Raw genomic sequence first — 22959 nt, 5'->3', positions numbered from 1 at the left:
GCGCGATCGACCGGGGAGGTACTACGGTGTGAACGCGAGCCAATCGAGAACTGAGGAGGGCCGATGAACGAGTCTGGTTCTCCGACGCTGGAACAGGTCGCCGCCGTCGCGGGGGTGTCGCGGGCCACCGTCTCCAGGGTCGTGAACGGTTCGCCGAAAGTCCTTCCCCAGACGGTCGCCGCGGTCGAACAGGCGATCCGCCAGCTCGGCTACGTCCCGAACCGAGCGGCCCGCGCGCTGGTGACCCGGCGTACGGACTCGATCGCGATCGTGGTGCCGGAGCCGGACAGCCGGGTGTTCTCCGACCCGTTCTTCGCGGGCATGCTGAGCGGTGTCAGCCGGACGCTCGCGCCGACGTCGTCGCAGCTCGTGCTGCTGATCGAGCCGGCCTCAGAGCCGACCGGAGCCGACGACCAGCGGCTGCTGCGGTACCTGCGCGGCGGGCACGTGGACGGGGCGATCATCATCAGCCACCACGGGCGCGACAACATCCTCCAGGAGCTCGCGCAGTTGCCGCTGCCGATCGTGTTCAGCGCGCGGCCGCTCGGGGTCGATGTCGCGGTCGCCAGCGTGGACGTCGACAACGTGGCCGGGGCGCGGACCGGCGTACAGCACCTGCTGGACATCGGGCGGCGGAAGGTCGCCACCGTCGCCGGGCCGCTCGACATGACGGCGGGCATCGACCGGTTGACCGGGTACCAGGAAGTGATGAAGGAGGCCGGTCTGCCGGAGATGGTCGCGTACGGCGACTTCACGGCCGACGGTGGTGAACACGCGACCCTGCGGTTGCTGGACGACCACCCGGATCTCGACGGACTGTTCGTCGCCTCGGACCTGATGGCAACCGCCGCCCTCCGCGTCCTGTCCCAGCGCGGCCGCCGCGTCCCCGCCGACGTCGCGGTCGTCGGCTTCGACGACTCGGTCCTGGCCACCACGACCACCCCGAAACTCACCACGGTCCGCCAACCGGTACAGCAACTAGGCGCCCGCCTCGCCGAAATCCTCCTCGCCAAAATAGCCGGCGCCCACCTCACCACCCCCGAGATCTACAACACCGAACTAATAATCCGCGACAGCGCCTGACCGAACAGCACTCCCCAACTCACGGCGGGTCGTTCTGGAATTGGAACTGGACTCGGATGGTGTCGTTGAGGGGGAGGACGAGGGTGGTGTCGGAGGGGTTCCAGTGTTGGGGGACGAGGAACAGGCGGTTCTGGCCTACGACCAGGAGGCGGAGGCCTCGGTAGCGGTAGTTGAAGGATTGGCCGGCGCCGGGGCGAAGCACCGTTTCTTCGATGCCGGGGGAGCGGAGGGCGAGTTTCTCCTTGGTGTCGAGGATGACGACCGGGAACTGGTTCAGGTCGCGGGCGTCGGCCTTCGCGAGACCGCGCCCGGAGTACTGCGCCGTGGTCGCGGTGCCCCAGAACGCGCACGTGACGGTCACGACCGCGAGCAGCACGATCAGGATCCGTTGCGGACCGAGCGTCGGGTCGGTCTTGCGGCGAAGGTAGGTGAGGTACGCGAGCGCCGCCGCGGACAGACCGATGACGGCGGGAACGATCAGCGCGTAGTACGGAAGGTGCCGCAGCAGCGGGAACGCGAGCAGCGCGGCGACGCCGAGGATGAGTACGACGACCGTGACCCGCGCGGCACGACGTACGGTGACGGCGGTCGGGCGGATCGCGTTGTGCAGCAGGAGCGCGGCGACCGCGAGCAGTGTGATCACGAGGAGCGGGACAAGCAGCGGTTGGGGGCTGCGCATCACGTAGTCCTGCGTACTCAGGCCGATCGTGTCGACGTCGATCCCGAAGTACTCGTACTGCGAACGCGCGGACACGTAGCCGAAGTAGAACAGGAGCGCGCTGAGCAGCGTCACCGGCGTGATGATGCCGGCGGCGAAACTGACCCAGCGCTCGGCCTGCGACCGCTCGTCCGCCATCGGTCATCCGCCAGAGGGCGTCGGCGCTGTCTCGGTCGGCGTCGTCTCGGTCGGCACTGTCTCGGTCGGCGATGACTCGCGAGGTTGCGCGGTCAGACCGATCTGGCTGCCGCCGAGGCCCTTCAGATCGTCGCACTGCTGCTGGGTCTGGCAGGTCGCGACCGCCGGAATGACGAGCGTGACGCTGCCGCTGTCGGCGACCTGCTTGAAGCCGACCCAGCATTGCGGCAGGTTCTGCGCCGTCCACTCCAGACCTTCGCAGGACTGCTCGTTGCCGGTGCATCCGGACTGGTCGACCTCGAAGATTCCTTTCGGGTCGAAGAACGGCGTACCGAGTTTGATCGTCACGCCGTCGGGGATGTCGCCGGCGAGCCAGCTGATCGGGTTGCAGTTCGATCCACCGTCGGGGACGCCGCCGATCGGGAGGGACGCGATCTCGAGCGACGGTTTGGCCTGCTGTTGCTGGGTCGACTCCGCAGTGGTCGGTTCCGGGCTCGGCGCCGGCTCGCTGGTGTTCTCCGCCGTGCTGGTGGCGTCCGGCGGTGACGACCCGCTAGACGTGTCGGAGCATCCCGAGACCAGCAGGACGATCACGGAAACGGTCACTGCCCAGGCGCGCATACCGACCACCCCCAGCATCAGGATGGCCCCGCGCGCAGACCGCGACAACCTTTTGTTCACGCTCCGCTGCGACAACTGTCGATTCAGGTCACACGCGTGGTATTTCTGAAGGAAAGGGGGGCTTCATGACCGACCATGAGATCCGGATCGCGCTGGTTCTGAACGGTGGCGTCAGCCTGGCGGTCTGGATGGGCGGAGTGACACACGAGCTGGACCTGATCCGGCGGGCGTCCGGCGCCTCGGATGCGCCCGGCCCACAGCCGTACGACGCTGTTCTCGCGGACCGCTGGCGGGAGTTGTGCCGGCGCGGCGAGGAGCGGCGGCGGGTGGTCGTCGACGTGATCGCGGGAACGAGCGCGGGCGGCCTCAACGGATCGCTGCTGGCCACCGCGATCGCGAACGGCTCGACCCTCGACCCCGACGGCTCGCACAGCGCCGAGGGTGCCAACGGCCCGTGGCTGCGACAGAAATGGGTCGCCCTCGGCTCGCTCGACGTCGGCAAGCTGGTCCCGTCCGCGGGCGTGAAGTCGACGTCGGTGCTGGACGGCAAGTACTTCCTGCAGCAGGTCGAGGAGCTGCTGAAAGATGTGGCCGACGCGGGCGACAATGACGCCGAGGAGCCGGTGACGCTGTTCGTGACGGCGTCCGGGCTCGGGGTGCAGCAGTTCGAGGCGAAGGACGCGGCGGGGCAAGCGTTCGTCGTACCCGATCATCGGTATCTGTACGGCTTCACGAGTGAGGACGCGCCGACGTACGACGGTAAGGCGCGGACGTTCACGGTCGAGGACAAGAACGGGCTGAAGGACACCGAACTGCTCGCTCGGGCAGCGCGGGCGTCGGCGTCGTTCCCGGCCGCGTTCGGGCCGGTGCTGGAGACACCGGAGCTCGCCGCGGAGCCGCCGCGGATCCAGCCGGGTCCCGCGGAGTCCGGCTCGTGGCTGGTGGACGGCGGCGTCCTCGACAACGCACCGTTCGGCCCGGTGCTCGACGTGGTCGCCCGGCGGCCGGTGAACGGCAAGGCGACCCGATACGTGCTGTACGTCGTACCCTCGGCCGGGATCGGTCGCGCGTCGACCGCGCTGGCGGGGGCGAAGGAGCCGAGCTGGCGGGTCGCGGCGTTGTCCGCGGTGCAGTTCCCGCGCGAGGTGGACTTCCGCTCCGACGTGGAACTGCTGGAGCGCTTGCTGCTCGAGGCGGACGCGTCCTGGTCGGACGCCCAGCGGCTCTTCGACCGTTGCCTGCAGCAACCTGAAGAGCGGGCCCGGTTGAAGGCCGCCGCGACGGCGTTGCAGCCGGCCTACTCGCGTGGCAGGGCGGCCGGCGGGGTGTGGGAAGCGGTGACCATCGCCGGCCACGACCAGTCGACGGTGCTGGACGCGGCGACCGCGCTGTCGGAGACGGAGATCGACGAGATCCTCGCGACCGAGCATCCGTGGGTTCCGGATCCGGATGGTTCGACGACCGCGTTGCGGGACGACGCCGACGGCAATCCGAGCTGGTTGTGGGGGACCGGTGCGGCCGAGCGGGTCGTGCGTTTGATCCTGCGCTCGCTGCGGTTCCGGATCAGTGCGGCTTCCAGCGACGATCGGGTGGCGCTCGACAAGCAACTATCTGCGGCGAGTGACTGCTTGCTGAAGGTGCAGGCGGTCCGCGACGCTCTCGACGTACAACTGGCTGCGGCTCATCTGGATCTTCGGCCGGCCGGTGGCGCGGACGCGGTCGCGGTCGGGCTGAACGACATCTTCGAGCAGTTGCAGATCCAGCGCGCCCTCGGCGACGCGCTCGCCGAGTTGGTCGCGGTGATCGGCCGGGAGCTCGTCGACACCGCGCTCGAGGTGGAGATCGTGTCCCGCTGTACGTCGGCCCGTACGCCGGAGCAGCGCAGCGCACCGTTCCAGTTCCTGCGACTCGGCCCGGACATCCCGCTCGCCGTACTCGATGAACTGGAGGCGGGGTCGATCGCGAACCAGCTCAGCGAACGGATCCTGTACGGCAGCCAGGTCGGGCACTTCGGCGCGTTCGGCGCGGCGGACTGGCGGCGGTGGGACTGGCTGATGGGTCGGCTGCACTGCGTCGCGCACCTCGGCTCGATGCTCGGCGCGGACGTCGACTGGATCCGCGAGACCCAGCGTCAGGTGCTGCAGGCCGAGGGCTGGGAGCTCGGCGCGGTCGCCGAGCGGATCGAACGGCTGGCGCGCGACTTCCCGGTCGAGGCCGGGATGGGCGCGCTGGTGACGATGCGGAACGAGCTCAACGTGTCGCCGGAAGGCCGGGCGATCACCCAGGGCATCGTGGACCGGATGGTCGACGTCTCGGGCGGTCTCGGCCCGCAGGTGGGCGACTGGGTGAAGGCATCCGCGGGCCGCAAGGAGAAGCCGACAGCGTGGCTGCTGCGGACCGCTCGCTGGTTCACGGAGCCTGCCCGGCAGACGATGTGGGAGCGGTTGGTGCGCGGCGCGAAGCTGAGTCCCGCACACCGGCCGCCGATCTTCGAGCCATGGTTGCCCGCAGCAACAGCTGCGGTGGGCGTAGCGTTGCTGATCGTCTCCGGTCTCGTCGACTCGGTCCGCGTCCTGGCCGCCGTCCTCGCCGGTGCGGTGCTCGCGCTGAGCGCCGTACTCGGCGTGGTCACCTGGTACGTACGCCGGGCGCGCCGGCGAATCCGCGCGTGGCTGGAGAAGCAGATGCCGGAGATCAGTCCAGAGTCACGAAATCGATGAGCTCCTCGACCCGGCCGAGCAGCGCCGGGTCGAGATCCGCGAAGCTGTTCACCTTCGACAGGATGTGCTTCCAGGCCGCGGCCACGTCGGCCTGGTCGGTGGCCGGCCAGCCGAACGCCTGCAGCACGCCCTTCTTCCAGTCCTGCCCGTGCGGGATCCGCGGCCAGGCCTTGATCCCGACCGCCGACGGCTTGACCGCCTCCCAGATGTCGATGAACGGGTGCCCGACCACCAGCACGTACGGGTTGCTCACCTGCGCCGCGATCTTCGACTCCTTCGAGCCCTCGACCAGGTGGTCCACCAGTACGCCGAGCCGCCGGCCGGGACCGGGCTGGAACCGGTTGACGATCGGGACCAGGTCGTCGACACCCTCGAGGTATTCGACGACGACACCCTCGATCCGCAGGTCGTCGCCCCAGACCTTCTCGACCAGTTCGGCGTCGTGCCGGCCCTCGACGTAGATCCGGCTGGCGCGCGCGACCTTCGCCCGGACGTTGTCGACGGCCACCGAGCCGGACGCCGTCCGGGTCTTCTTGGCCGGACCGGCCTTCTTCGGGGGTTTCAGGCTGACCGGTTTGCCGTCCAGCCAGAACCCGGGACCGAGTGGGTACGTGCGGATCTTGCCGTGCCGGTCCTCGAGGTCGACCACGCCGTGCTCCCAGCGCACGATCGCGCCGACGAACCCGGAGCTGGGCTCCTCGACGACCATGCCCTTCTCGATCTCGACCTCGACGGTCCGCCCGTTTTTCGGCTTCCGCCAGTCGCCCGCGAGGACGTCGTTCCCATACCTGTCAGCCACCAGGCAATGTTAATAAGTGGGAGCCGCATGCGTGGCCGTTGCCTGTCGGCTCGGCGCGGTGAGTGTGAGCACGAGGTACGTGAGGAACCCGACGACGAGACCGACGGCCCACGAGTAGTCGTACAGGGGTTTGAGGAACGGGATCAGGCCGTCGGTCGGGAACGGGCCGGCGCCCGGGTTCGAGTACGCGCCGCCGACCGCGAGCAGCGAGCCGAGCAGGGTCGCGACGACACCGCGCCAGTTCCAGCCGGCGGCGTACCAGTAGCGTCCGTTCGGCCCGTAGAGGTCGGCCAGGAACAGGTTGGTCCGGTCGATCATCCAGTAGCCCGCGATCAGGACGCCGGCCACGGATGCGAGCAGACCGCCGTAGAAGGACAGCCAGACGAAGATGTAGATCGACGGGTCCGAGATCAGCCGCCACGGCTGGATCACGATGCCGATCACGCCGGTCAGCAGTCCCGCGGTCTTGAAGTTCAGCCAGCGCGGCAACGCGTTCGCGAAGTCGTACGACGGACTGACGACGTTGGCCGCCACGTTGCAGGACATCGTCGCGAGGATCGCCATGATCAGACCGATCGTCACGACCACCGGGTTCTCGAACCGGCGGGTGAGCTCGACCGGGTCCCAGATCGCCGAGCCGTACAGCACGACGGTGCCGGAGGTGGTGATGATCGAGACCAGCGCGATGAACGACATCGTGGTCGGCAGGCCGATCACCTGACCCCAGACCTGCGCCCGCTGGCCTTTCCCGAACCGGGTGAAGTCCGGCATGTTCAGCGACAGCGTCGCCCAGAACGCGATCATGCCCATCAGCGCCGGCGGGAAGATCTTCCAGAAGTCGGCGCCCCAGCCGAGTTTCGACGGCTGCGACAGGATCGGCCCGAACCCGCCGGCCTTCACCAGGACCGCCACCATCAGCGCCAGGAACGCGACCGTCACCAGCGGCGCCGCCCAGTTCTCGAACCGGCGCAGGCCCTCGATGCCGCGGAAGATCAGCACCATCTGCAGCGCCCAGAAGAACAAGAAGCTGAGCCACATCGTCCACGGGTGCCCGCCGATCGCCGACGCGTCGGTCCAGCCCTTGCCGAAGAGTTCGCCGACGATCACGTAGATCGCCTGGCCGCCGATCCAGGTCTGGATCCCGAACCAGCCGCAGGCGATGAATGCCCGCAGCAACGCCGGGAAGTTCGCGCCGCGGACGCCGTAGAACGCCCGCGCGAACACCGGGAACGGGATGCCGTACTTCGTGCCCGCGTGACTGTTCAGCAGCAGCGGGACCAGCACGATCAGGTTCCCGAGCGTGATGGTCAGGAACGCCTGCAGCCAGTTCATCCCGAGCGCGACCAGCCCGGCCGCGAGCAGGTAGCTGGGGATGTTGTGCGCCATCCCCATCCACAGCGCCGCATAGTTGTACGTCGTCCAGGTCCGCTCCGGCAACCGTGTCGGAGCGAGCTCGGCGTTGGCGTACGGACTCCCGCCGAGGGCCTCGGGATCAGCTAGCTCGACACGTCCGTCGGAGTGCACGGTCTGCTCGGTCGTGACCACAAGTCCCACCTCATCCGGTTGGGCGAAGTCCGTTCCGAACAAGTTGCGCGACGACCGTTGTCCGTGTCAACGGACAACTAGGGAAACGCAGGCTCAGCTCGGGCCGAGGAGCGGGAGGCTCGGGCGTTGCGGCGTACCGAGGACCTGGTAGCCGCGGCGGATCGCGTCCTGGAGTTTGTCGACCGGCCACGGCCAGTCCTCGGTGTGCTTCAGCGCGTCGTCGAGGGAGGTGCCGGCGTGGTGCAGCGTGGAGATCGTGTTGGCGACCTTGCCGAGCTCGATCGCCTGGTCGTGGGCGAACTCGAGGTCCACGACGGCGCCGTGCCCGGGGACGATCTTCGCGTCCGCCGGCATCATCCCGACCACCGCCTGGATCGTGTCCGGCCACTCCAGCGGGAACGAGTCCGCGCCGTACGACGGAGGCGCCGACTCCTCGAGCAGGTCACCGACGAAGAACACGTCGACGTCGGGGACGACCACGACCGCGTCGCCCGAGGTGTGCGCGTTGCCGACGTGCACCAGCTCGACGCGGCGGTCGCCGAGGTCGATCACCTTGGCCGCCGCGAACGTCGTACCCGCGAGGTTCTCCTCGGCGGCCGCGTTCTCGTGCAGGTAGACCTCGGCCTCGGTGAACACGCTGTTGCCGACCACATGGTCGAAGTGCGCGTGCGTGTTGACGACGAACTTCACCGGTACGTCGGTCAGCTCGCGAATGTGCTCGCGGAGCTGCTCGGCCTCCTCGGTGGTGGCCCGGGTGTCGATCACCACGGCGCCGTCCGACCCGACGACCAGGCCGACGTTCAGGTCCCACTCGTCGTACCGGCGGACCCAAGTGCGGTCGCCGAGCTCCGTCCACGTACTCATGGCCCCGACACTACTGGGGCGCTACTTGCTCAGTACGTCGCCCCTCGCGACCTGGTCCCGCTTGACGCCGCGCAGCAGTACGCCGACGTTGTCGCCGGGCTGCGCGGTCTGCACGATCTTGCGGAACATCTCGAGACCGGCCACCTCGACCTGCAGCAGCGGCTGCCCGGCGCGGCTGATCAGCACCTGCTCGCCGACCATCACCGTCCCGGCCTGCACCCGCCCGGTGACGACGGTGCCGCGCCCGGTGATCGAGAACACGTCCTCGACCGCCATCCCGAACGCCCCAACCGGCAACGTGTCCTGCGGCCGCGGTGGCTCCGGGAAGCTGTTCGGCTGCGAGTGCCCGCGCGCCAGCATCTCCTGCGGATCCATCGAGTTCGTCCGCTTCCAGAACTTCCAGCCCATCCCTTGAGAGTAGTGGTTGGCAAGGCTCTCCCGCGGACCTAGAGTCGCAAGTGTTCCGAACGGAATTCCGAAACTTTCGAAGGGTGGCCGGTGTGACGACACGACGTGCTGTGGTGGTCAGGGGTGGCTGGGAAGGTCACTCCCCGGTCGAGGCGACCGACCTGTTCATCCCCTTCCTGAAGGAGAGCGGTTACGACGTCACCGTCTCCGACAGCACCGCGGCGTACCTGGACCTGGACGGCGTCGACCTGGTGCTGCAGTGCGTGACGATGAGCGACATCGAGCCCGAGCACTTCAAGGGCCTGGAGGCCGCGATCCGCCGCGGCACCGGGTTCGCCGGCTGGCACGGCGGCATCGTCGACTCGTTCCGGAAGAACTCCGACTACAGCTTCATCACCGGCGGGCAGTTCATCTCGCACCCGCACGGTTTCAACGACTACCGGGTCGACGTGGTCGCCGATCACCCGATCGTCGAGGGCATCAAGCACTTCGACGTACACACCGAGCAGTACTACGTGCACGCCGACCCGACCAACAACGTCCTCGCCACCACGACGTTCGAGGCGCACCCGGACTACCCGTGGATCGAGGGTGCCGTGATGCCGGCCATCTGGACCCGCACCTGGGGCGAGGGCAAGGTCTTCGTCTGCACCGTCGGCCACAAGCTGGACGACCTGGAGACGCCCGAGGTTCGCACCATCATCGAGCGGGGGCTGCTGTGGGCGAGCAAGTGACCAACATCGGCATCGTCGGCACCGGTGTCATCTCCGGCACGTACCTCGACCACCTGGGCAAGCTCCCTGGCGTCGACGTGGTCGCGGTCGCCGACCTGGACGTCTCCCGCGCCCAGGCGATCGCCGACAAGTTCCCGAGCATCCGCGCGCTGTCCCCGGCCGAGTTGTACGCCGCCGACGACGTCGAGATCGTCCTCAACCTGACCATCCCGGCCGCGCACGCCCCGGTGCACCAGGCCGCGATGGAAGCCGGCAAGCACGTGTACGGCGAGAAGCCGCTCGCCGTCGACCGTACCGAGGCCGAGCCGCTGCTCAAGTACGCCGCCGCGAACAACCTCCGGGTCGGCTGCGCACCGGACACCGTGCTCGGCACCGGTACCCAGACCGCCCGAGCAGTGATCGACCGTGGCGACATCGGCGTACCGCATGCAGCCTTTGCTGCCTTCACCACTCCCGGCCACGAGCTGTGGCACCCGGCGCCGGAGTTCTACTACCAGCCCGGTGGCGGCCCGGTGCTCGACATGGGCCCGTACTACGTCACCAGCCTGGTCACACTGCTCGGTCCGGTACGTCGGGTCACCGCACGGGCCGGCCAGTCGAAGCAGGAGCGCGAGATCCACTCGGGTCCGCGGGCCGGCACCAAGTTCCCGGTGGAGGTGCCGACGCACGTCACCGGCGTACTGGAGCACGAGTCCGGTGCGCTGACGACCGTACTGATGTCCTTCGACGTCTGGGCGGCCCGGCTGCCGCGGATCGAGATCCACGGGACCGAGGGCAGCCTGTCGGTGCCGGACCCGAACGGTTTCGACGGCACCGTCGAGATCGCGACGGCCGCGCAGCGTGACTGGACCGAGGTCCCGGTCGCCGGTGGGTACGCCGGAGCGGGCCGCGGCGTCGGCGTCGCGGACATGGCCCGGGCCCTCCGTAACGGTGAGCCGCATCGCGCTGACGGAGCGTTGGCGTACCACGTGCTCGACGTACTCGAGTCGTTGCTCGAGGCGGCGGTCCAGGACCAGCCCGTGGACGTCGCGAGTACGGTCGAGCGTCCGGCCGCCGTACCGTTGGGGGCGTCCCCCGAGACCGCCTGAGACCCGCCCCACGCCGCCACGCGTCAGTGCGAGCTCCTACGGCTCGGTAGACTGGCACTCGGAACTTTCGAGTGCCAGTGTCGATCGAGAGAGGGTGTGCGCGCGTGCTGGACGAACGCAAGCTCGATGTGCTCCGCGCCATCGTCGAGGACTACGTGGCGACCCACGAGCCGGTCGGTTCGAAGACGCTCGTGGATCGTCACAACCTCGGAGTCTCCCCGGCCACTGTGCGTAACGACATGGCCGCGCTGGAGGAGGAGGGGTACATCACCCAGCCGCACACCAGCGCGGGGCGGATTCCGACCGATGCTGGGTACCGGCTGTTCGTGGACAAGCTCAGCACGGTCAAGACGCTGTCGGTCGCCGAGAAGAAGGCGATCACGTCGTTCCTGGCCGGTGCGGTCGACCTGGACGACGTCGTCCGGCGGACGGTCCGGCTGCTCGCGCAGATCACCCGCCAGGTCGCCGTCGTGCAGTACCCCTCGCTGAACCGGTCGAGTGTCCGGCACATCGAGGTCGTCACGATGACCCCGCGGCGGTTGCTGCTGGTGCTGATCACCAGCAACGGCCGCGTCGAGCAGCGCCTCGTCGAGCACCCGCACGACGTCGAGGAGCAGCTGATCGCGGACCTGCGGTCCCGGCTGAACACGGTGCTGGCCGGCCAGCGCCTGACCGATGCGACCACATCCCTGGCCGGGGTCCCGGAGCTGTTCGCTCCGGCCGACCGGTCGCTGGTCGCGTCGATCGTCACCACGCTGCTCGAGGCGTTCACCGACGAGGTCGGCGAGCAGCGGATCGCGGTCGGCGGCGCCGCCAACCTGACCCGGTACGGCGACGACTTCGAGCGCAACGTCAAGCCGGTGCTGGAGGCGCTGGAGGAGCACGTCATCCTGCTCAAACTGCTCGGTGAGGCCACCAATCCGCAGACCCTGACGGTCCGGATCGGCCACGAGAACCCGTTCGAGGAGCTCGCCACCACCTCGGTGGTCGCGACCGGATACGGGTCGAAGTCGGAGGCGCTGGCCACCCTCGGCATCGTCGGCCCGACCCATATGGACTACCCGAGCACGATGGGCGCCGTGCGCGCCGTCGCGCGCTACGTCAGCCAGATCCTGGCCGACTCCTAAACGACAACAACCACTGGTCTGGAGTATGAGCACCGATTACTACGCCGTCCTAGGTGTCAGCCGCGACGCGTCACCGGACGAGATCAAGAAGGCGTACCGCAAACTGGCACGCCAGTACCACCCGGACGTGAACGACTCCGAGGACGCGCACCAGAAGTTCCAGGAGATCGGCCGCGCCTTCCAGGTGCTCAGCGACCCGCAGAAGCGGCAGATGCACGACCTCGGCGGCGACCCGTTCGCGACCGCCGGGGCCGGCGGGCCGGGTGGTCAGGGCTTCGGCCAGGCGTTCACCTTCACCGACATCATGGACGCGTTCTTCGGCCAGACCGGCGGGGCCACCCGCGGGCCGCGGCCGCGGACCCGGCGCGGCCAGGACGCGCTGATCCCGCTCCGGATCGATCTCGCCGAGGCGGCCTTCGGGACCACCCGCGAGCTCAAGGTAGACACCGCCGTACTGTGCCCGACCTGTAGCGGATCCGGCGCGGCGGCCGGCTCCGAACCGGTGACCTGCGAGATCTGCCACGGGCGCGGCGAGGTGACCCACACGCAGCGGTCGTTCCTCGGCGAGGTGCGGACGATGCGCCCGTGCCCGAACTGCCGCGGCTACGGCACCACGATCCCGAACCCGTGCGTCGAGTGCTCCGGCGACGGTCGCGTCCGCTCCCGGCGTACCGTCACGGTCAAGATCCCCGGCGGCGTCGACAGCGGCACCCGGGTGCAGCTGTCCGGTCAGGGCGAGGTCGGTCCCGGCGGCGGTCCGGCCGGCGACCTGTACGTCGAGATCGAGGTCGAGCCGCACGAGATCTTCACCCGCAACGGCGACGACCTGCACTGCACGGTCACGCTGCCGATGACGGCGGCCGCGCTCGGTACGACGATCGACCTGCCGACCCTCGAGGGCGAGACGACCCCGCTGGAGATCCGCCCCGGCACGCAGTCCGGCACCGCGGTCACGCTGACCGCGCGCGGCGTACCGCGGCTGCGGCACGCGGGGCGCGGCGACCTGATCGTGCAGGTGATCGTGGAGACGCCGACGAAGCTCGACGACGACCAGGCCGAGCTGCTCCGGCAACTCGCCGTCGCCCGCGACGAGGAGCGTCCGCAGGGCCAGGTCCAGGCCACCCACAAGGGCGTCTTCGGCCGCCTCCGCGACGCCTTCGGCGCCCACTAACCCGCACCTCCACCCACCCACCCACCCACCCGCGCGCCCGCTCCGCGCCCGGTGCCGTTTGAGGGGCCGGCCCCTCAAACGGCGGGAGGGCCCCTGGGATTTCGGGGGGGGAGGACCCATCCTTTGAGGGGCCGGCCCCTCAACGGCGGGAGGGCCCCTGGGATTTCGGGTCGCGCACCCAGCGTTTGAGGGGCCGGCCCCCAAACGGCGGGAAGGCCCCTGGAAATTCGGGGGGAGAACCCACCCCTTGAGGGGCCGGCCCCTCAAACGGTGGACGCTCGGACGGTCACGCTCGGATGGTGGAGGTGTTGGGACGATGGGGGTCGCGGTGTTCTTCCGTGCCGATCTGGCCGGCGAGGAGCTGACGCTCGACGGACCGGAGGGCCGGCATGCAGCCGTCGTACGGCGGATTGGGCCGGGCGAGCGCGTTCGGCTGACGGACGGGCGGGGCGCCTGGGCCGAGGGTGCCGTGGTTTCCGCTTCCAAGGCCGGCGTAACGGTGGCAGTCGACGTGCGGGGGAGTGAGCCGGCGCCGGCTCCCCGGGTCGTCGTAGTGCAGGCTGTGCCGAAGGGGGAGCGGGCCGAGCTCGCGGTCGAGATGCTGACCGAGGTCGGCGTCGACGTGATCGTGCCGTGGAACGCGGAGCGGAGTCAGTTCCGGGCCAACCCGGAGCGGGTCGAGAAGATGCTCGCGAAGTGGCGGGCGTGGGCGTTCGAGGCGAGCAAGCAGTCACGCCGTACCTGGTTCGCGGAGGTGGCTCCGGTCGCGACCACGGCCGAGGTTGCCGAGTTGCTGGCCGGCGCGGCGTTGCCCGTCGTACTGCACGAGGAGGCGACTACCCCGCTGGCGTCCCTGGAGGTTCCCCCCGCCGGTGACGTTGTGATCGTGATCGGCCCCGAAGGCGGGATCGCGCCGACCGAGCTGAAGAGCTTCGACGTCGACTCCGTCCGCCTCGGCGACACCGTTCTCCGTACTTCGACCGCGGGCGTCGCTGCGGCGGCCGCGCTGCTCGCCCGTTCCCGCTGGCGTTGAGCTGTTAGGTAGACTTCGAACACCATGGTTGTCGAGTCAGCGCGAGCGCGAACCCTGCAGCACGTCGCACCGGTCGACGTGCCGTTGCAGACGGCACTCGACGCGCTCGCGGATCCGGTCCGCCGCTCGATCCTGCGCGACCTCGCCGTCCACGACGACTGGACGCGCGCCTGCGGCACCTTCGACCTCCCGGTGAAGAAGGCAACGGCCAGTCACCACTTTTCCGTACTGCGCTCCGCCGGCCTGATCGAGCAGCGCGACGAAGGCGCCCGCCGCCTCAACCGGCTCCGCCGGACCGAGTTCGACCAGGCCTTCCCGGGACTGCTCGCCGCGACCATCGACCGCGCGGACTAGCTACTTCACCAGGCCTACTTCACGAGGATCGACTTGGAATCCGTGTCGGTGATCGTGCCGTCCGCCGCGGACACCAGGTAGACGCTGATCTGCCACGGGCCCGGGCTGAGCGTGAGCTGGAACGCGTACGGCGAGAACTTCATGCCTTCCTTCGTGCTGGTGAAGCTCTTCTTCGTCTCGCGGGTCTTCAGGTTCGTCGCCTGGTAGTTGACCGTCGCCTCGAACGTGTTCGCCACGCCCTGGACCGTGACCTGGTCCTCCCCGAGCACCTGGGCCTCTGCGGGCGACTCGATCCAGACGAAGGCCTGCACGTCCGCCGCCTGCGCGCGCCCGAGCGGCGCCGTGGCGTCGACCTGACCGAACAGCTTCGGCACCGACTGCCCGCCCTGCGTGACCTGGATCGGGGTCTGGTCGTCCTTCAACGCGCCCTGCACGGTGTACACCAGCTGCTGCGTCGCGACCTGCGCGACGTCGGCGTCCAGCGTGGTCTTCGGCAGCTGCTTGAAGTCGACCGTCACCAGGCCGTTCGACCGCGTCACGGTGTTCACCGCGGCGCCGCGCCAGACCGTGAAGTAGTCCGGGTCGTCCGGCCGCTTCGTGGTCATGATCCGGACCGCCTCCTCGGCCGGCCGGCCGCTGACCTTGGCCCAGGTGCGGTACAGGCGGGTCGCGGTCTTCTTCCGGGCGCCGACCTGCTGACCCATCCAGTAGACCGGAACGAGCGCGTTGCTGACGGCCTGCTCGGGCGCGCCGGTTGTGGTCGGCGGAATGGCCTTGTACGGCGGGATGGTGGTGGCCCCAATCGACGCCCCGGTCGACGCCTCGGACGAGGCCTCGGGCGAGACCACCGACGGTGCCGGCGAGGGTTGCGCGACCGACGGGGTCCGGCCCTGCGGTACGGCGGACGCGGTGGCCGTCGTACCAGAACCGGCGACCGTGTCGCCGTCGTTGGCGGTGTTGTCGCTGCCGGTGAAGACAGTGAAGGCGCCGATCGCCGCCGCGGTGCCGACAGCGGCCACACCGGTGGTCAGGAGCCAGGGGCGCCGGTGGACGGGCCGGCGCTGGGCGTGCGCGCGGGCGCGGATCTCCGGCAGGGCGTCGGCGGGCTCGATCCGGTCGGCCTCGTCGTGCAACGCCCGCCGCATCAGGTCGTCGAACGGGTCGTTCGGCGTGCTGTCGTTCATGCGTTCTGCTCCAGGAGCTGGCGCAGCGATTTCGTCGCGCGCGCGGCATGGCTTTTCACGGAGCCCCGGCTGATGCCCATCGTGTCCGCGATCTCGGCTTCCGACAGGTCACCGTAGTACCGGAGCACCATCACGGTGCGCTGCTTCTCCGGCAGCGTCCGCATCGCCTCGATCACGCGGTCCGTCTCCGCGCTGCGCAGTACCGCCTGTTCGGCGCTCGGCTCGTCGGGGAGGGCCTTGGGGGTGTGTTTGTCCACGACGATCAGGTGGCGTTGCCGGGACCGGCAGCGGTTCACCACCGCGGTCCGCAGGTACGCGAGAGCCTTGTGAGGGTCGCGGAGCCGGTTCCAGCGGCCGTGCATCGCGACGAACGCGTCCTGGACGATCTCCTCCGCCGTTCCGGTGTCGCGCAACAGCAGTGCGCCGAGGCGGACGAGCGAGGTGTAGTGCGCCGTGTACACAGCCGTCAGCGCCTCGTCGGCATCCCACGAGGACTCAGGTGTCACGCACTCTTCGTACACCACAGCCGGTTGCGCCACGAAAAGACGACGCGAAGATGGCGTCCCAGGTTGACAACAAGCAGGCCCCGGTCAGTGCAATTCTCAGCGGACGGACAGGTGCGTTGACGGGGAGTGGCCGGGTCGTCACGCAGCACCGAAGGTTCCGTTCGTACGGCGCTCCGGCGCCCCGGGTAGGCGTGTCTCGGGGAATTCCGAGTGAGGGTGTCGGACGAGGCGGCTAGCATGGAGAAAGTCACATCACCCGTACTCAGGAGGAAGAGCCTGTCCAGGCCACGCAGTATCGAACCGGAGGCGCGCGCGAACGGCACCGCTCGTGAGGCTGCCACCAGCACGCAGGCGTCGCACAAGATCGTCGTGCCGAACAGCATCGACATGGTGGCCCTGCTCGGAGCCCGGGACGAGTTCCTCCGCATCGTCGAGAAGGAGTTCGCCGCCGACATCATGGTCCGCGGCAACGAGATCACGCTGATCGGCGAGCCCGCCGAGCTGGCCCTGGCCGAGCGGCTGATCGACGAGCTGATCGCGGTGATCCGCACCGGGCACGGCCTGACCGCCGACTCGGTCGAGCGCAGCATCGCGATGATCAAGGCCGCCACGGTCGAGAGCCCCGCCGACGTGCTCACCCAGAACATCCTGTCCAGCCGCGGCCGGACCATCCGGCCGAAGACGCTGAACCAGAAGCGGTACGTCGACGCCATCGACAAGAACACCATCGTCTTCGGCATCGGCCCCGCCGGTACCGGCAAGACCTACCTGGCGGTCGCCAAGGCGGTCCAGGCGCTGCAGGCCAAGGAGGTCAACCGGATCATCCTGACCCGGCCGGCCGTCGAGGCCGGCGAGCGGCTCGGGTTCCTGCCCGGCACCCTGTCGGAGAAGATCGACCCGTACCTGCGCCCGCTGTACGACGCCCTGCACGACATGCTCGACCCGGAGTCCATCCCGCGGCTGATGACCGCCGGCACGATCGAGATCGCGCCGCTGGCCTACATGCGCGGCCGGACGCTGAACGACGCCTACATCATTCTGGACGAGGCGCAGAACACCTCGCCGGAGCAGATGAAGATGTTCCTCACCCGGCTCGGGTTCGGCTCCAAGATGGTCGTCACCGGCGACGTCACCCAGGTCGACCTGCCGAACGGCACGAACTCGGGTCTGCGGGTCGTCCAGGGAATCCTCGAAGGCGTGCAGGACCTCGCGTTCTGCCGGCTGACCTCGCACGACGTCGTCCGGCACAAGCTGGTCGGCCGGATCGTGTCCGCGTACGAGAACTACGAAGGCAGTGTTGATCACCAGCGATGAACGTCGAGGTCAACAACGAGTCCGGAGTAGAGATCGACGCCCACGGACTGATGCGGCTGAGCCGCTTCGTGATGTCGTCGCTGCGGCTGCACCCGGAGTGTGAGTTGTCGATCAAGCTGGTCGACGAGGACACCATGGCGCGGTATCACGTCGAGTTCCTGGACCTGCCGGGTCCGACCGACGTGATGTCGTGGCCGATGGACGAGCTGCGGCCGGGGCCGGCCGAGGAGGACGACGGCGAGCTGCCGCTCGGCCACCTCGGTGACATCGCGCTCTGCCCGACCGTCGCGGCCGCGCAGGGCGCGAAGGCCGGGCATGGCACGTGGGCCGAGCTGGAGCTGCTGACGGTGCACGGCATCCTGCACCTGCTCGGGTACGACCATGCTGAACCCGCCGAGAAAGCCGAGATGTGGGACGTTCAGGGTCGCCTGCTGGAAGCATGGCGCGCACCTGGAAACAGACTGGAGGGTGCCTGATGGCGCCCTCTGCCGGTCAGGAGTGACGTTCCCATGACCTACCACGACCTCGTTCTGCTGGTTGTGGCCGCTGTGCTCGTGCTGCTCGCCGGGTTGTTCGCCGGCGCGGAGGCGGCGCTGTCGTCGTACTCGAAGGTGCGGGCGAACGAGCAGGTCGAGCAGGGCAACCTGCGCGCGGTCAAGCTGCGCGACCTGCTGTCGGACGCCCCGCGGTACCTGAACTCTTTGCTGCTGCTCCGCCTGATCTGTGAGATCACCGCGATCGTGCTGGTCACCCAGGCGCTGTCCGGCGTCTTCGAGGTGACCTGGGAGCACATCCTGATCACCGCCGTGGTGATGGTGCTGGTCTCGTACGTGATCATCGGCGTCGCGCCGCGGACGCTCGGCCGGCAGCACTCGGACCGGTTCGCGATCCTGTCCGCCGGTCCGGTGATGGCGCTGACCCGGATCCTCGGGCCGGTGCCGAAGCTGCTGATCCTGATCGGTAACGCGCTGACCCCGGGCAAGGGGTTCGCCGAGGGACCGTTCGCGACCGAGGCCGAGCTGCGCGCGCTGGTCGACTACGCGGAGAAGTCCGCGGTGATCGAGTCCGGCGAGCGGCAGATGATCCACTCGGTGTTCGAGCTCGGTGACACCATCGTCCGCGAGGTGATGGTGCCGCGGACCGACATGGTCTACATCGAGAAGCACAAGAAACTCCGCCAGCTCACCTCGCTGGCCCTGCGTTCGGGGTACTCGCGGATCCCGGTGATCGGCGAGTCGCTGGACGACATCCTCGGCGTCGTCTACCTCAAGGACGTGATGCGTCGCGTCTACGACAACGCCCAGGCCGAGTCGACCGAGCGGGTCGAGTCGGTGATGCGGCCGTGTATGTACGTGCCGGACTCCAAGCCGGTCGACCAGCTACTGCGCGAGATGCAGGCGGCCCGGATGCACCTGGCGATCGTCGTCGACGAGTACGGCGGTACGGCGGGACTCGTGGCGATCGAGGACATCCTCGAGGAGATCGTCGGCGAGATCACCGACGAGTACGACGAGGACCCGGACTCGGTGCAGGAGCTCTCGGACGGGAGCTACCGGGTCTCCAGCCGGCTCCCGATCGACGAGCTGGGCGAGCTGTTCGGCGTGCCGCTGGACGACGACGACGTCGACACTGTCGGCGGTCTGATGGCGAAGCTGCTCGGCAAGGTGCCGATCCCCGGCGCCGAGGTCTCGCTCGAGGGTCTGTCGCTGACGGCGGAGCGGCCGTCGGGTCGCCGCAACCAGGTAGGTACGGTTCTGGTACGACGCGAGGAGCCCACCCCCGCGCCACAAGACCAGAATCACCAGCACGCCTAGGAGCCTGTGTTGCCTGACCTCTCCGCTGAGGACGCCAAACTCGTCACGCTCGCTCGCGCTGCCCGGGCCCGTACCCGGGCTGCTGAGGGCGCCGCCGTACGGGATTCCGACGGCCGGACGTACGCTGCCTGCACCGTCGCGCTCGACACGGTCGAGTTGACCGCGTTGCAGCTGGCGGTCGCGATGGCGCTGGCGTCGGGTGTGAAGGGGCTGGAGGCCGCCGCGGTGGTTGGTGACGGGGTCGGTGCCGGGGACTCCGTCGACGTGAACGTCGTACGCCACTTCGCCGGGGCGAACGTCCCGGTCGTCCTGGCCGAAGGAAGTGGAGAGGTTCGCGATGTCGTCCACACCTGAGAACTTCAAGTCCGGGTTCGCCTGCTTCGTGGGCCGGCCGAACGCGGGGAAGTCGACCCTCACCAACGCAGTGGTGGGGAAGAAGATCGTGATCACCTCGTCGAAGCCGCAGACCACGCGGCACGCCGTGCGCGGCATCGTGCACCGGCCGGACGCGCAGCTGATCCTGGTCGACACCCCCGGTCTGCACAAGCCGCGGACGCTGCTCGGCGAGCGGCTGAACGACCTGGTCAAGACGACCTGGGCCGAGGTCGACGTGATCGCGGTCTGCCTGCCTGCCAGCGACAAGATCGGTCCCGGTGACCGGTTCCTGGTGAGCGAGGCGGCGAAGGTCGCGAAGACCCCGAAGGTCGCGCTGGCCACGAAGGCCGACCTCGTCGCGCCGGACCGGATGGTCGAGCACCTGGCCGAGATCCAGGCGCTCGGCGAGTCGGTCGGGATCGAGTGGGCGTCGATCGTCCCGGTGTCGGCGACGTCCGGTTTTCAGGTGGACCTGGTCGCGGACGAACTGGTGAAGCTGCTGCCGCAGGGCTTCCCGCTCTACCCGGACGGCGACATCACCGACGAGCCCGAGGAGACGCTGGTCGCCGAGCTGATCCGCGAGGCCGCGCTGGAGGGTGTCCGGGACGAGCTGCCGCACTCGATCGCCGTCACCATCGACGAGATGAACCTGCGCGAGGACCGGCCCGAGGACAAGCCGCTGCTCGACGTCTACGCGAACATCTTCCTGGAGCGCGAGAGCCAGAAAGGCATCGTGATCGGTCACAAGGGCGCCCGGCTGCGCGAGGTCGGCGCGGCCGCACGGAAGCAGATCGAGGCCCTGCTGGGGACGCCTGTCTACCTCGACCTGCACGTCAAGATCGCCAAGAACTGGCAGACCGACGCGAAGAACCTTCGCAAGCTGGGCTTCTGATGAGCCTGCAGAATCCCGTGTACGCCGCGTTGACCGGGCCGCACGCGTCGTTCGCCGAGGTCCGGGGCAACGCCCGGCGGTACCCGTCCGCGGTGGCGCCGTTCCTCGGTCTTCCGGACGAGCCGACGGCGGCGGACTGGGCGGATGCCGCCGTACTGCTCGGGCAGGGGACCGTCGGCGCGTTGATGCGGCCCGAGTTCCCGGTGCCGGACGGGTTCAAGCTCGACCGCGTGTTCGATCTCGTGCAGTTCACCGCGCCGGCGGATCTCGCGGCCGATGATCCCGAGGCGGTCGTGCTGCGCGTCGACGACGTGCCTGACATGCTCGCGCTGGTAGCGCTCACCGATCCCGGTCCGTTCCGGAGTCGGACGATTGAGCTCGGCACTTACCTGGGGATCCGTCGTGAGGGTGAGCTGATCGCGATGGCCGGCACGCGGTTCAACCTGCCTGGGTACACCGAGATCAGCGCCGTCTGCACCCACGAGTCGGCCCGCGGCCAGGGCCTCGCCACTCGCCTGATCCGAGCTGTCGCGGCCCACATCACGTCAACCGGCAGCAGCCCGTTCCTGCACACCGGCGGCACGAACACCGCCGCGATCCGCCTGTACGAGTCGATGGGTTTCACCGTCTCGAACCGCATGAAGGTCACCCTCGTCGAGCCCGCATGACAGCCGCCGCCCGCCTCACCCACGTCCACTGGCTGGGCGGCGGCACCGGTGGAGGCAAGTCAACAGTCGCAAACCGCCTCGCCGCCCGATTCGGCCTGCGGCTGTACGACACGGACCGGATGATGGGGGAGCACTCGGCGCGAACGACCGCGACCGACAGCCCGTACCTGCACGAGTTCCTGGCGATGGACATGGACGAACGCTGGGCGAACCGCGCACCCGGCGTCATGCTCGACACGTTCCACTGGTTCCGGGGCGAGGGTTTCCAGCTCATCGTCGACGACCTGCTGCAGCTGCCGCCGGAGCCGGTTGTGGTGGAAGGGTTTCGGCTGTTGCCTGAGCTCGTTGCACCGTTGCTTGCCGATCGGAGGCGGGCGGTTTGGTTGCTGCCGACACCGGAGTTCCGGCGGATGGCGATCGAGCACCGCGGTTCGTTGTGGGCGATCGCCGGGCGGACCAGTGCGCCGGAGCGGGCGCTCGGCAACCTGCTCGAACGGGACCGGATGTTCACCGAGCGGCTGACGGCGGACGTTGCACGGCTCGGCCTGACCGGTGTCGACGTCGCGATCGCCACCACGGAGGACACACTGGTCGACCGGGTGGCCAGCCTCTTCGGCCTTGGCCACCCAGCAACCTAGCGCCCATGCCGTCTGTCTGTGCCTGCCGAGCCCGAACCGTCCTCCGACCTGCAGCTCGACAGTACGTATATGCCCACTGCTGGCGTGCGCACGCCTGAGAAGAGCTGGAATCGAGGGCGGATCGTCGACACCTCCTGTCGAGCTGCCGATTCTCCCGACTAGATCGTTTTCTGGTACGCGAGGATGCGGGCGACGATCTTGTAGTTGAGTTTCTCGTTGATGCCGATCATGTGGTTGTTGGACTCCGCGTTCCAGGTGTCGACCTGGGTCACGGCCGGCTCGGCCTCCCGGAGCCACAGCAGCATTGCGGACTTGACCAGCGCGCCCAGCCGATGGCCTCGGTGCGCCCGGTCGACGGCCGTGTCGTGCTGCTCGCCGATGTGCGGGCGCTCGCGCTCGACCGCGATGACCGTGTGCCCGGCCAGTGCGCCGGTGCTCTTCTCCCGGGCGATCACGCGATAGATCGTGTGGTCGCTCTTCGCCTGCGCTTCCTCGTAGGCGCGCAGGCGTTCCGGACTGAAGACGTCGTCCTCCATGTCCAGGTCGTCCTTCGGGGCGTCGTTGATCGAGCCGGTCAGCTCGACCATCGGCTCCAGCAGTTCCTCCGGCAGCGCCCCGGTCAGCGTCGTCAGCTCGTACGCCGTCGACGCGCCCACCGCCTCGTCGTACAAGGACTGGACGACGTCCCAGTCGAGCGTCGCGAGGTCCTGCCGGCGGTTCACCTCGATCGCCTTCTGCTCGAACCCGTGCCGCCGCGCGAACGCGTCCGCCTTCGGCAGATCGATGCAGCCGTACCCGACCGTGTCCCGGCCGAGCTCGCGCGCCACCTGCTCGGCGTACTCGACGAGCGCAGACCCGACGCCCCGGCCGCGGTGGTCCGGGTGGACGTCGATGTCGACCCACACCTGGTTCGTGTTGTCGTACGTCGGCACCGACAGTCCCAGCAGGCCGACGGCGACTCCGTCATCGTCCCGCGCCAGATAGGCGTCCTGCGGCTCGAGGTCCCAGCCGTAGCGCAGCATGTTCGCGAACCCGCGGGGCGTGGCCTCGACCATCTCCGGGCAGTCCAGCTTCCACGCGGCGTTCCGGATCGCGACGGCTTCGACGCACCCGGCTTCGTTGTCGGGCGACAGTTTCGTGATCTCCACACCCTCAGCGTCCACGA

Annotated in this window: 24 protein-coding genes; 15 read left to right on the top strand and 9 right to left on the bottom strand. The window is 68.9% G+C overall.

Translation table 11 applies throughout. The features are described from left to right. Positions 1-63 precede the first annotated feature (63 nt). Positions 64-1083 (top strand): LacI family DNA-binding transcriptional regulator, encoded by a 1020-nt coding sequence (locus AC0662_RS25805; RefSeq protein ID WP_452194433.1) that lies wholly within the window; start codon positions 64-66, stop codon positions 1081-1083. 19 nt (positions 1084-1102) lie between these two features. On the opposite strand, the gene AC0662_RS25800 is transcribed toward AC0662_RS25805, so the two are convergent. Further along, positions 1103-1939 carry a hypothetical protein gene (locus AC0662_RS25800; protein WP_452194432.1) on the bottom strand — a complete coding sequence of 279 codons (837 nt, stop codon included), beginning with the start codon at positions 1937-1939 and terminating at the stop codon, positions 1103-1105. Positions 1940-1942: 3 nt separating this feature from the next. Then, positions 1943-2560, bottom strand: a complete 618-nt coding sequence (locus AC0662_RS25795) for a hypothetical protein (protein WP_478303778.1) — start codon at positions 2558-2560, stop codon at positions 1943-1945. Between the two features lie 125 nt (positions 2561-2685). On the opposite strand from AC0662_RS25795, the gene AC0662_RS25790 reads away from it, so the two are divergent. Then, a complete protein-coding gene (locus AC0662_RS25790; protein ID WP_478303777.1) occupies positions 2686-5280 on the top strand; it encodes a DUF3376 domain-containing protein in 2595 nt (864 codons plus the stop codon). Here the strand turns inward: AC0662_RS25790 and AC0662_RS25785 are convergent. The 4 genes from AC0662_RS25785 to AC0662_RS25770 form a co-directional block, all read right to left on the bottom strand. Further along, positions 5255-6079: a DUF3097 domain-containing protein gene (locus tag AC0662_RS25785; protein ID WP_452194427.1), complete on the bottom strand. Its 825-nt coding sequence runs from the start codon at positions 6077-6079 to the stop codon at positions 5255-5257. The two genes, AC0662_RS25790 and AC0662_RS25785, sit on opposite strands and share 26 nt — an antisense overlap. A 9-nt stretch (positions 6080-6088) precedes the next feature. Then, positions 6089-7624 (bottom strand): NCS1 family nucleobase:cation symporter-1, encoded by a 1536-nt coding sequence (locus AC0662_RS25780; RefSeq protein WP_478303775.1) that lies wholly within the window; start codon positions 7622-7624, stop codon positions 6089-6091. 93 nt (positions 7625-7717) lie between these two features. Continuing rightward, positions 7718-8488, bottom strand: a complete 771-nt coding sequence (locus tag AC0662_RS25775; protein ID WP_452194423.1) for an MBL fold metallo-hydrolase — start codon at positions 8486-8488, stop codon at positions 7718-7720. Positions 8489-8509: 21 nt separating this feature from the next. Continuing rightward, on the bottom strand, positions 8510-8896 hold the full coding sequence (locus tag AC0662_RS25770; protein WP_452194422.1) for an EF-Tu/IF-2/RF-3 family GTPase: 387 nt from the start codon (positions 8894-8896) through the stop codon (positions 8510-8512). Between the two features lie 92 nt (positions 8897-8988). Between AC0662_RS25770 and AC0662_RS25765 the strand changes: the two genes are divergently transcribed. The 6 genes from AC0662_RS25765 (at position 8989) to AC0662_RS25740 (ending at position 14403) form a co-directional block, all read left to right on the top strand. Beyond that, on the top strand, positions 8989-9630 hold the full coding sequence (locus AC0662_RS25765) for a ThuA domain-containing protein (RefSeq protein WP_452194421.1): 642 nt from the start codon (positions 8989-8991) through the stop codon (positions 9628-9630). Beyond that, positions 9615-10718, top strand: a complete 1104-nt coding sequence (locus AC0662_RS25760) for a Gfo/Idh/MocA family protein (RefSeq protein WP_478303772.1) — start codon at positions 9615-9617, stop codon at positions 10716-10718. The genes AC0662_RS25765 and AC0662_RS25760 overlap by 16 nt, the downstream gene beginning before the upstream one ends. A gap of 104 nt (positions 10719-10822) precedes the next feature. Further along, positions 10823-11845, top strand: a complete 1023-nt coding sequence (hrcA, locus tag AC0662_RS25755) for a heat-inducible transcriptional repressor HrcA (RefSeq protein ID WP_452194417.1) — start codon at positions 10823-10825, stop codon at positions 11843-11845. 25 nt (positions 11846-11870) lie between these two features. Further along, a complete protein-coding gene (dnaJ, locus tag AC0662_RS25750) occupies positions 11871-13016 on the top strand; it encodes a molecular chaperone DnaJ (RefSeq protein WP_452194415.1) in 1146 nt (381 codons plus the stop codon). 316 nt (positions 13017-13332) lie between these two features. After that, complete coding sequence (locus AC0662_RS25745) at positions 13333-14049, top strand: 16S rRNA (uracil(1498)-N(3))-methyltransferase (protein ID WP_478303769.1); 717 nt, start codon at positions 13333-13335, stop codon at positions 14047-14049. 24 nt (positions 14050-14073) lie between these two features. Further along, entirely contained in the window at positions 14074-14403 is a 330-nt protein-coding gene (locus tag AC0662_RS25740) for an ArsR/SmtB family transcription factor (protein ID WP_478303767.1), read from the top strand. Between the two features lie 14 nt (positions 14404-14417). Here AC0662_RS25740 and AC0662_RS25735 read toward each other — a convergent pair whose 3' ends face one another. After that, positions 14418-15587 (bottom strand): Gmad2 immunoglobulin-like domain-containing protein, encoded by a 1170-nt coding sequence (locus AC0662_RS25735; protein WP_478303765.1) that lies wholly within the window; start codon positions 15585-15587, stop codon positions 14418-14420. Further along, entirely contained in the window at positions 15584-16093 is a 510-nt protein-coding gene (locus tag AC0662_RS25730; RefSeq protein ID WP_452203733.1) for a SigE family RNA polymerase sigma factor, read from the bottom strand. The genes AC0662_RS25735 and AC0662_RS25730 overlap by 4 nt, the downstream gene beginning before the upstream one ends. Before the next feature lie 387 nt (positions 16094-16480). Here AC0662_RS25730 and AC0662_RS25725 point away from each other — a divergent pair, with 387 nt between their 5' ends. The 7 genes from AC0662_RS25725 to AC0662_RS25695 are packed head-to-tail and all read left to right on the top strand — an operon-like array spanning position 16481 to position 21794. Further along, positions 16481-17407, top strand: a complete 927-nt coding sequence (locus tag AC0662_RS25725) for a PhoH family protein (RefSeq protein ID WP_452203740.1) — start codon at positions 16481-16483, stop codon at positions 17405-17407. Next, complete coding sequence (gene ybeY, locus AC0662_RS25720; protein ID WP_387784872.1) at positions 17404-17883, top strand: rRNA maturation RNase YbeY; 480 nt, start codon at positions 17404-17406, stop codon at positions 17881-17883. The genes AC0662_RS25725 and ybeY overlap by 4 nt, the downstream gene beginning before the upstream one ends. Before the next feature lie 33 nt (positions 17884-17916). Further along, on the top strand, positions 17917-19221 hold the full coding sequence (locus tag AC0662_RS25715; RefSeq protein WP_452203732.1) for a hemolysin family protein: 1305 nt from the start codon (positions 17917-17919) through the stop codon (positions 19219-19221). Positions 19222-19230: 9 nt separating this feature from the next. Then, positions 19231-19575, top strand: a complete 345-nt coding sequence (locus AC0662_RS25710; protein ID WP_452203731.1) for a cytidine deaminase — start codon at positions 19231-19233, stop codon at positions 19573-19575. After that, complete coding sequence (gene era, locus AC0662_RS25705; protein WP_452203730.1) at positions 19559-20488, top strand: GTPase Era; 930 nt, start codon at positions 19559-19561, stop codon at positions 20486-20488. The genes AC0662_RS25710 and era overlap by 17 nt, the downstream gene beginning before the upstream one ends. Then, positions 20488-21156: a GNAT family N-acetyltransferase gene (locus AC0662_RS25700; protein WP_478303762.1), complete on the top strand. Its 669-nt coding sequence runs from the start codon at positions 20488-20490 to the stop codon at positions 21154-21156. The genes era and AC0662_RS25700 overlap by 1 nt, the downstream gene beginning before the upstream one ends. Next, on the top strand, positions 21153-21794 hold the full coding sequence (locus tag AC0662_RS25695; RefSeq protein WP_478303760.1) for a hypothetical protein: 642 nt from the start codon (positions 21153-21155) through the stop codon (positions 21792-21794). Before AC0662_RS25700 ends, AC0662_RS25695 begins: the two co-directional genes overlap by 4 nt. Before the next feature lie 158 nt (positions 21795-21952). On the opposite strand, the gene AC0662_RS25690 is transcribed toward AC0662_RS25695, so the two are convergent. Then, the gene (locus AC0662_RS25690) at positions 21953-22942 is read right to left on the bottom strand and encodes a GNAT family N-acetyltransferase (protein ID WP_478303758.1); all 990 of its coding nucleotides are present in this window, start codon (positions 22940-22942) and stop codon (positions 21953-21955) included. Positions 22943-22959: the final 17 nt, after the last annotated feature.

Source organism: Kribbella sp. NPDC043289 (assembly GCF_056436705.1).
This window is presented reverse-complemented; position numbering and strand designations above follow the sequence as displayed.

Excerpts from the sequence above, each read along its gene's own strand:
- AC0662_RS25805 (WP_452194433.1), top strand. The coding sequence starts at position 64 with ATGAACGAGTCTGGTTCTCCGACGCTGGAACAGGTCGCCGCCGTCGCG.
- AC0662_RS25800 (WP_452194432.1), bottom strand. The coding sequence starts at position 1,939 with ATGGCGGACGAGCGGTCGCAGGCCGAGCGCTGGGTCAGTTTCGCCGCC.
- AC0662_RS25795 (WP_478303778.1), bottom strand. The coding sequence starts at position 2,560 with ATGCGCGCCTGGGCAGTGACCGTTTCCGTGATCGTCCTGCTGGTCTCG.
- AC0662_RS25790 (WP_478303777.1), top strand. The coding sequence starts at position 2,686 with ATGACCGACCATGAGATCCGGATCGCGCTGGTTCTGAACGGTGGCGTC.
- AC0662_RS25775 (WP_452194423.1), bottom strand. The coding sequence starts at position 8,488 with ATGAGTACGTGGACGGAGCTCGGCGACCGCACTTGGGTCCGCCGGTAC.
- AC0662_RS25770 (WP_452194422.1), bottom strand. The coding sequence starts at position 8,896 with ATGGGCTGGAAGTTCTGGAAGCGGACGAACTCGATGGATCCGCAGGAG.
- dnaJ (WP_452194415.1), top strand. The coding sequence starts at position 11,871 with ATGAGCACCGATTACTACGCCGTCCTAGGTGTCAGCCGCGACGCGTCA.
- AC0662_RS25745 (WP_478303769.1), top strand. The coding sequence starts at position 13,333 with ATGGGGGTCGCGGTGTTCTTCCGTGCCGATCTGGCCGGCGAGGAGCTG.
- AC0662_RS25740 (WP_478303767.1), top strand. The coding sequence starts at position 14,074 with ATGGTTGTCGAGTCAGCGCGAGCGCGAACCCTGCAGCACGTCGCACCG.
- AC0662_RS25735 (WP_478303765.1), bottom strand. The coding sequence starts at position 15,587 with ATGAACGACAGCACGCCGAACGACCCGTTCGACGACCTGATGCGGCGG.
- AC0662_RS25725 (WP_452203740.1), top strand. The coding sequence starts at position 16,481 with ATGGTGGCCCTGCTCGGAGCCCGGGACGAGTTCCTCCGCATCGTCGAG.
- ybeY (WP_387784872.1), top strand. The coding sequence starts at position 17,404 with ATGAACGTCGAGGTCAACAACGAGTCCGGAGTAGAGATCGACGCCCAC.
- AC0662_RS25715 (WP_452203732.1), top strand. The coding sequence starts at position 17,917 with ATGACCTACCACGACCTCGTTCTGCTGGTTGTGGCCGCTGTGCTCGTG.
- era (WP_452203730.1), top strand. The coding sequence starts at position 19,559 with ATGTCGTCCACACCTGAGAACTTCAAGTCCGGGTTCGCCTGCTTCGTG.
- AC0662_RS25700 (WP_478303762.1), top strand. The coding sequence starts at position 20,488 with ATGAGCCTGCAGAATCCCGTGTACGCCGCGTTGACCGGGCCGCACGCG.
- AC0662_RS25695 (WP_478303760.1), top strand. The coding sequence starts at position 21,153 with ATGACAGCCGCCGCCCGCCTCACCCACGTCCACTGGCTGGGCGGCGGC.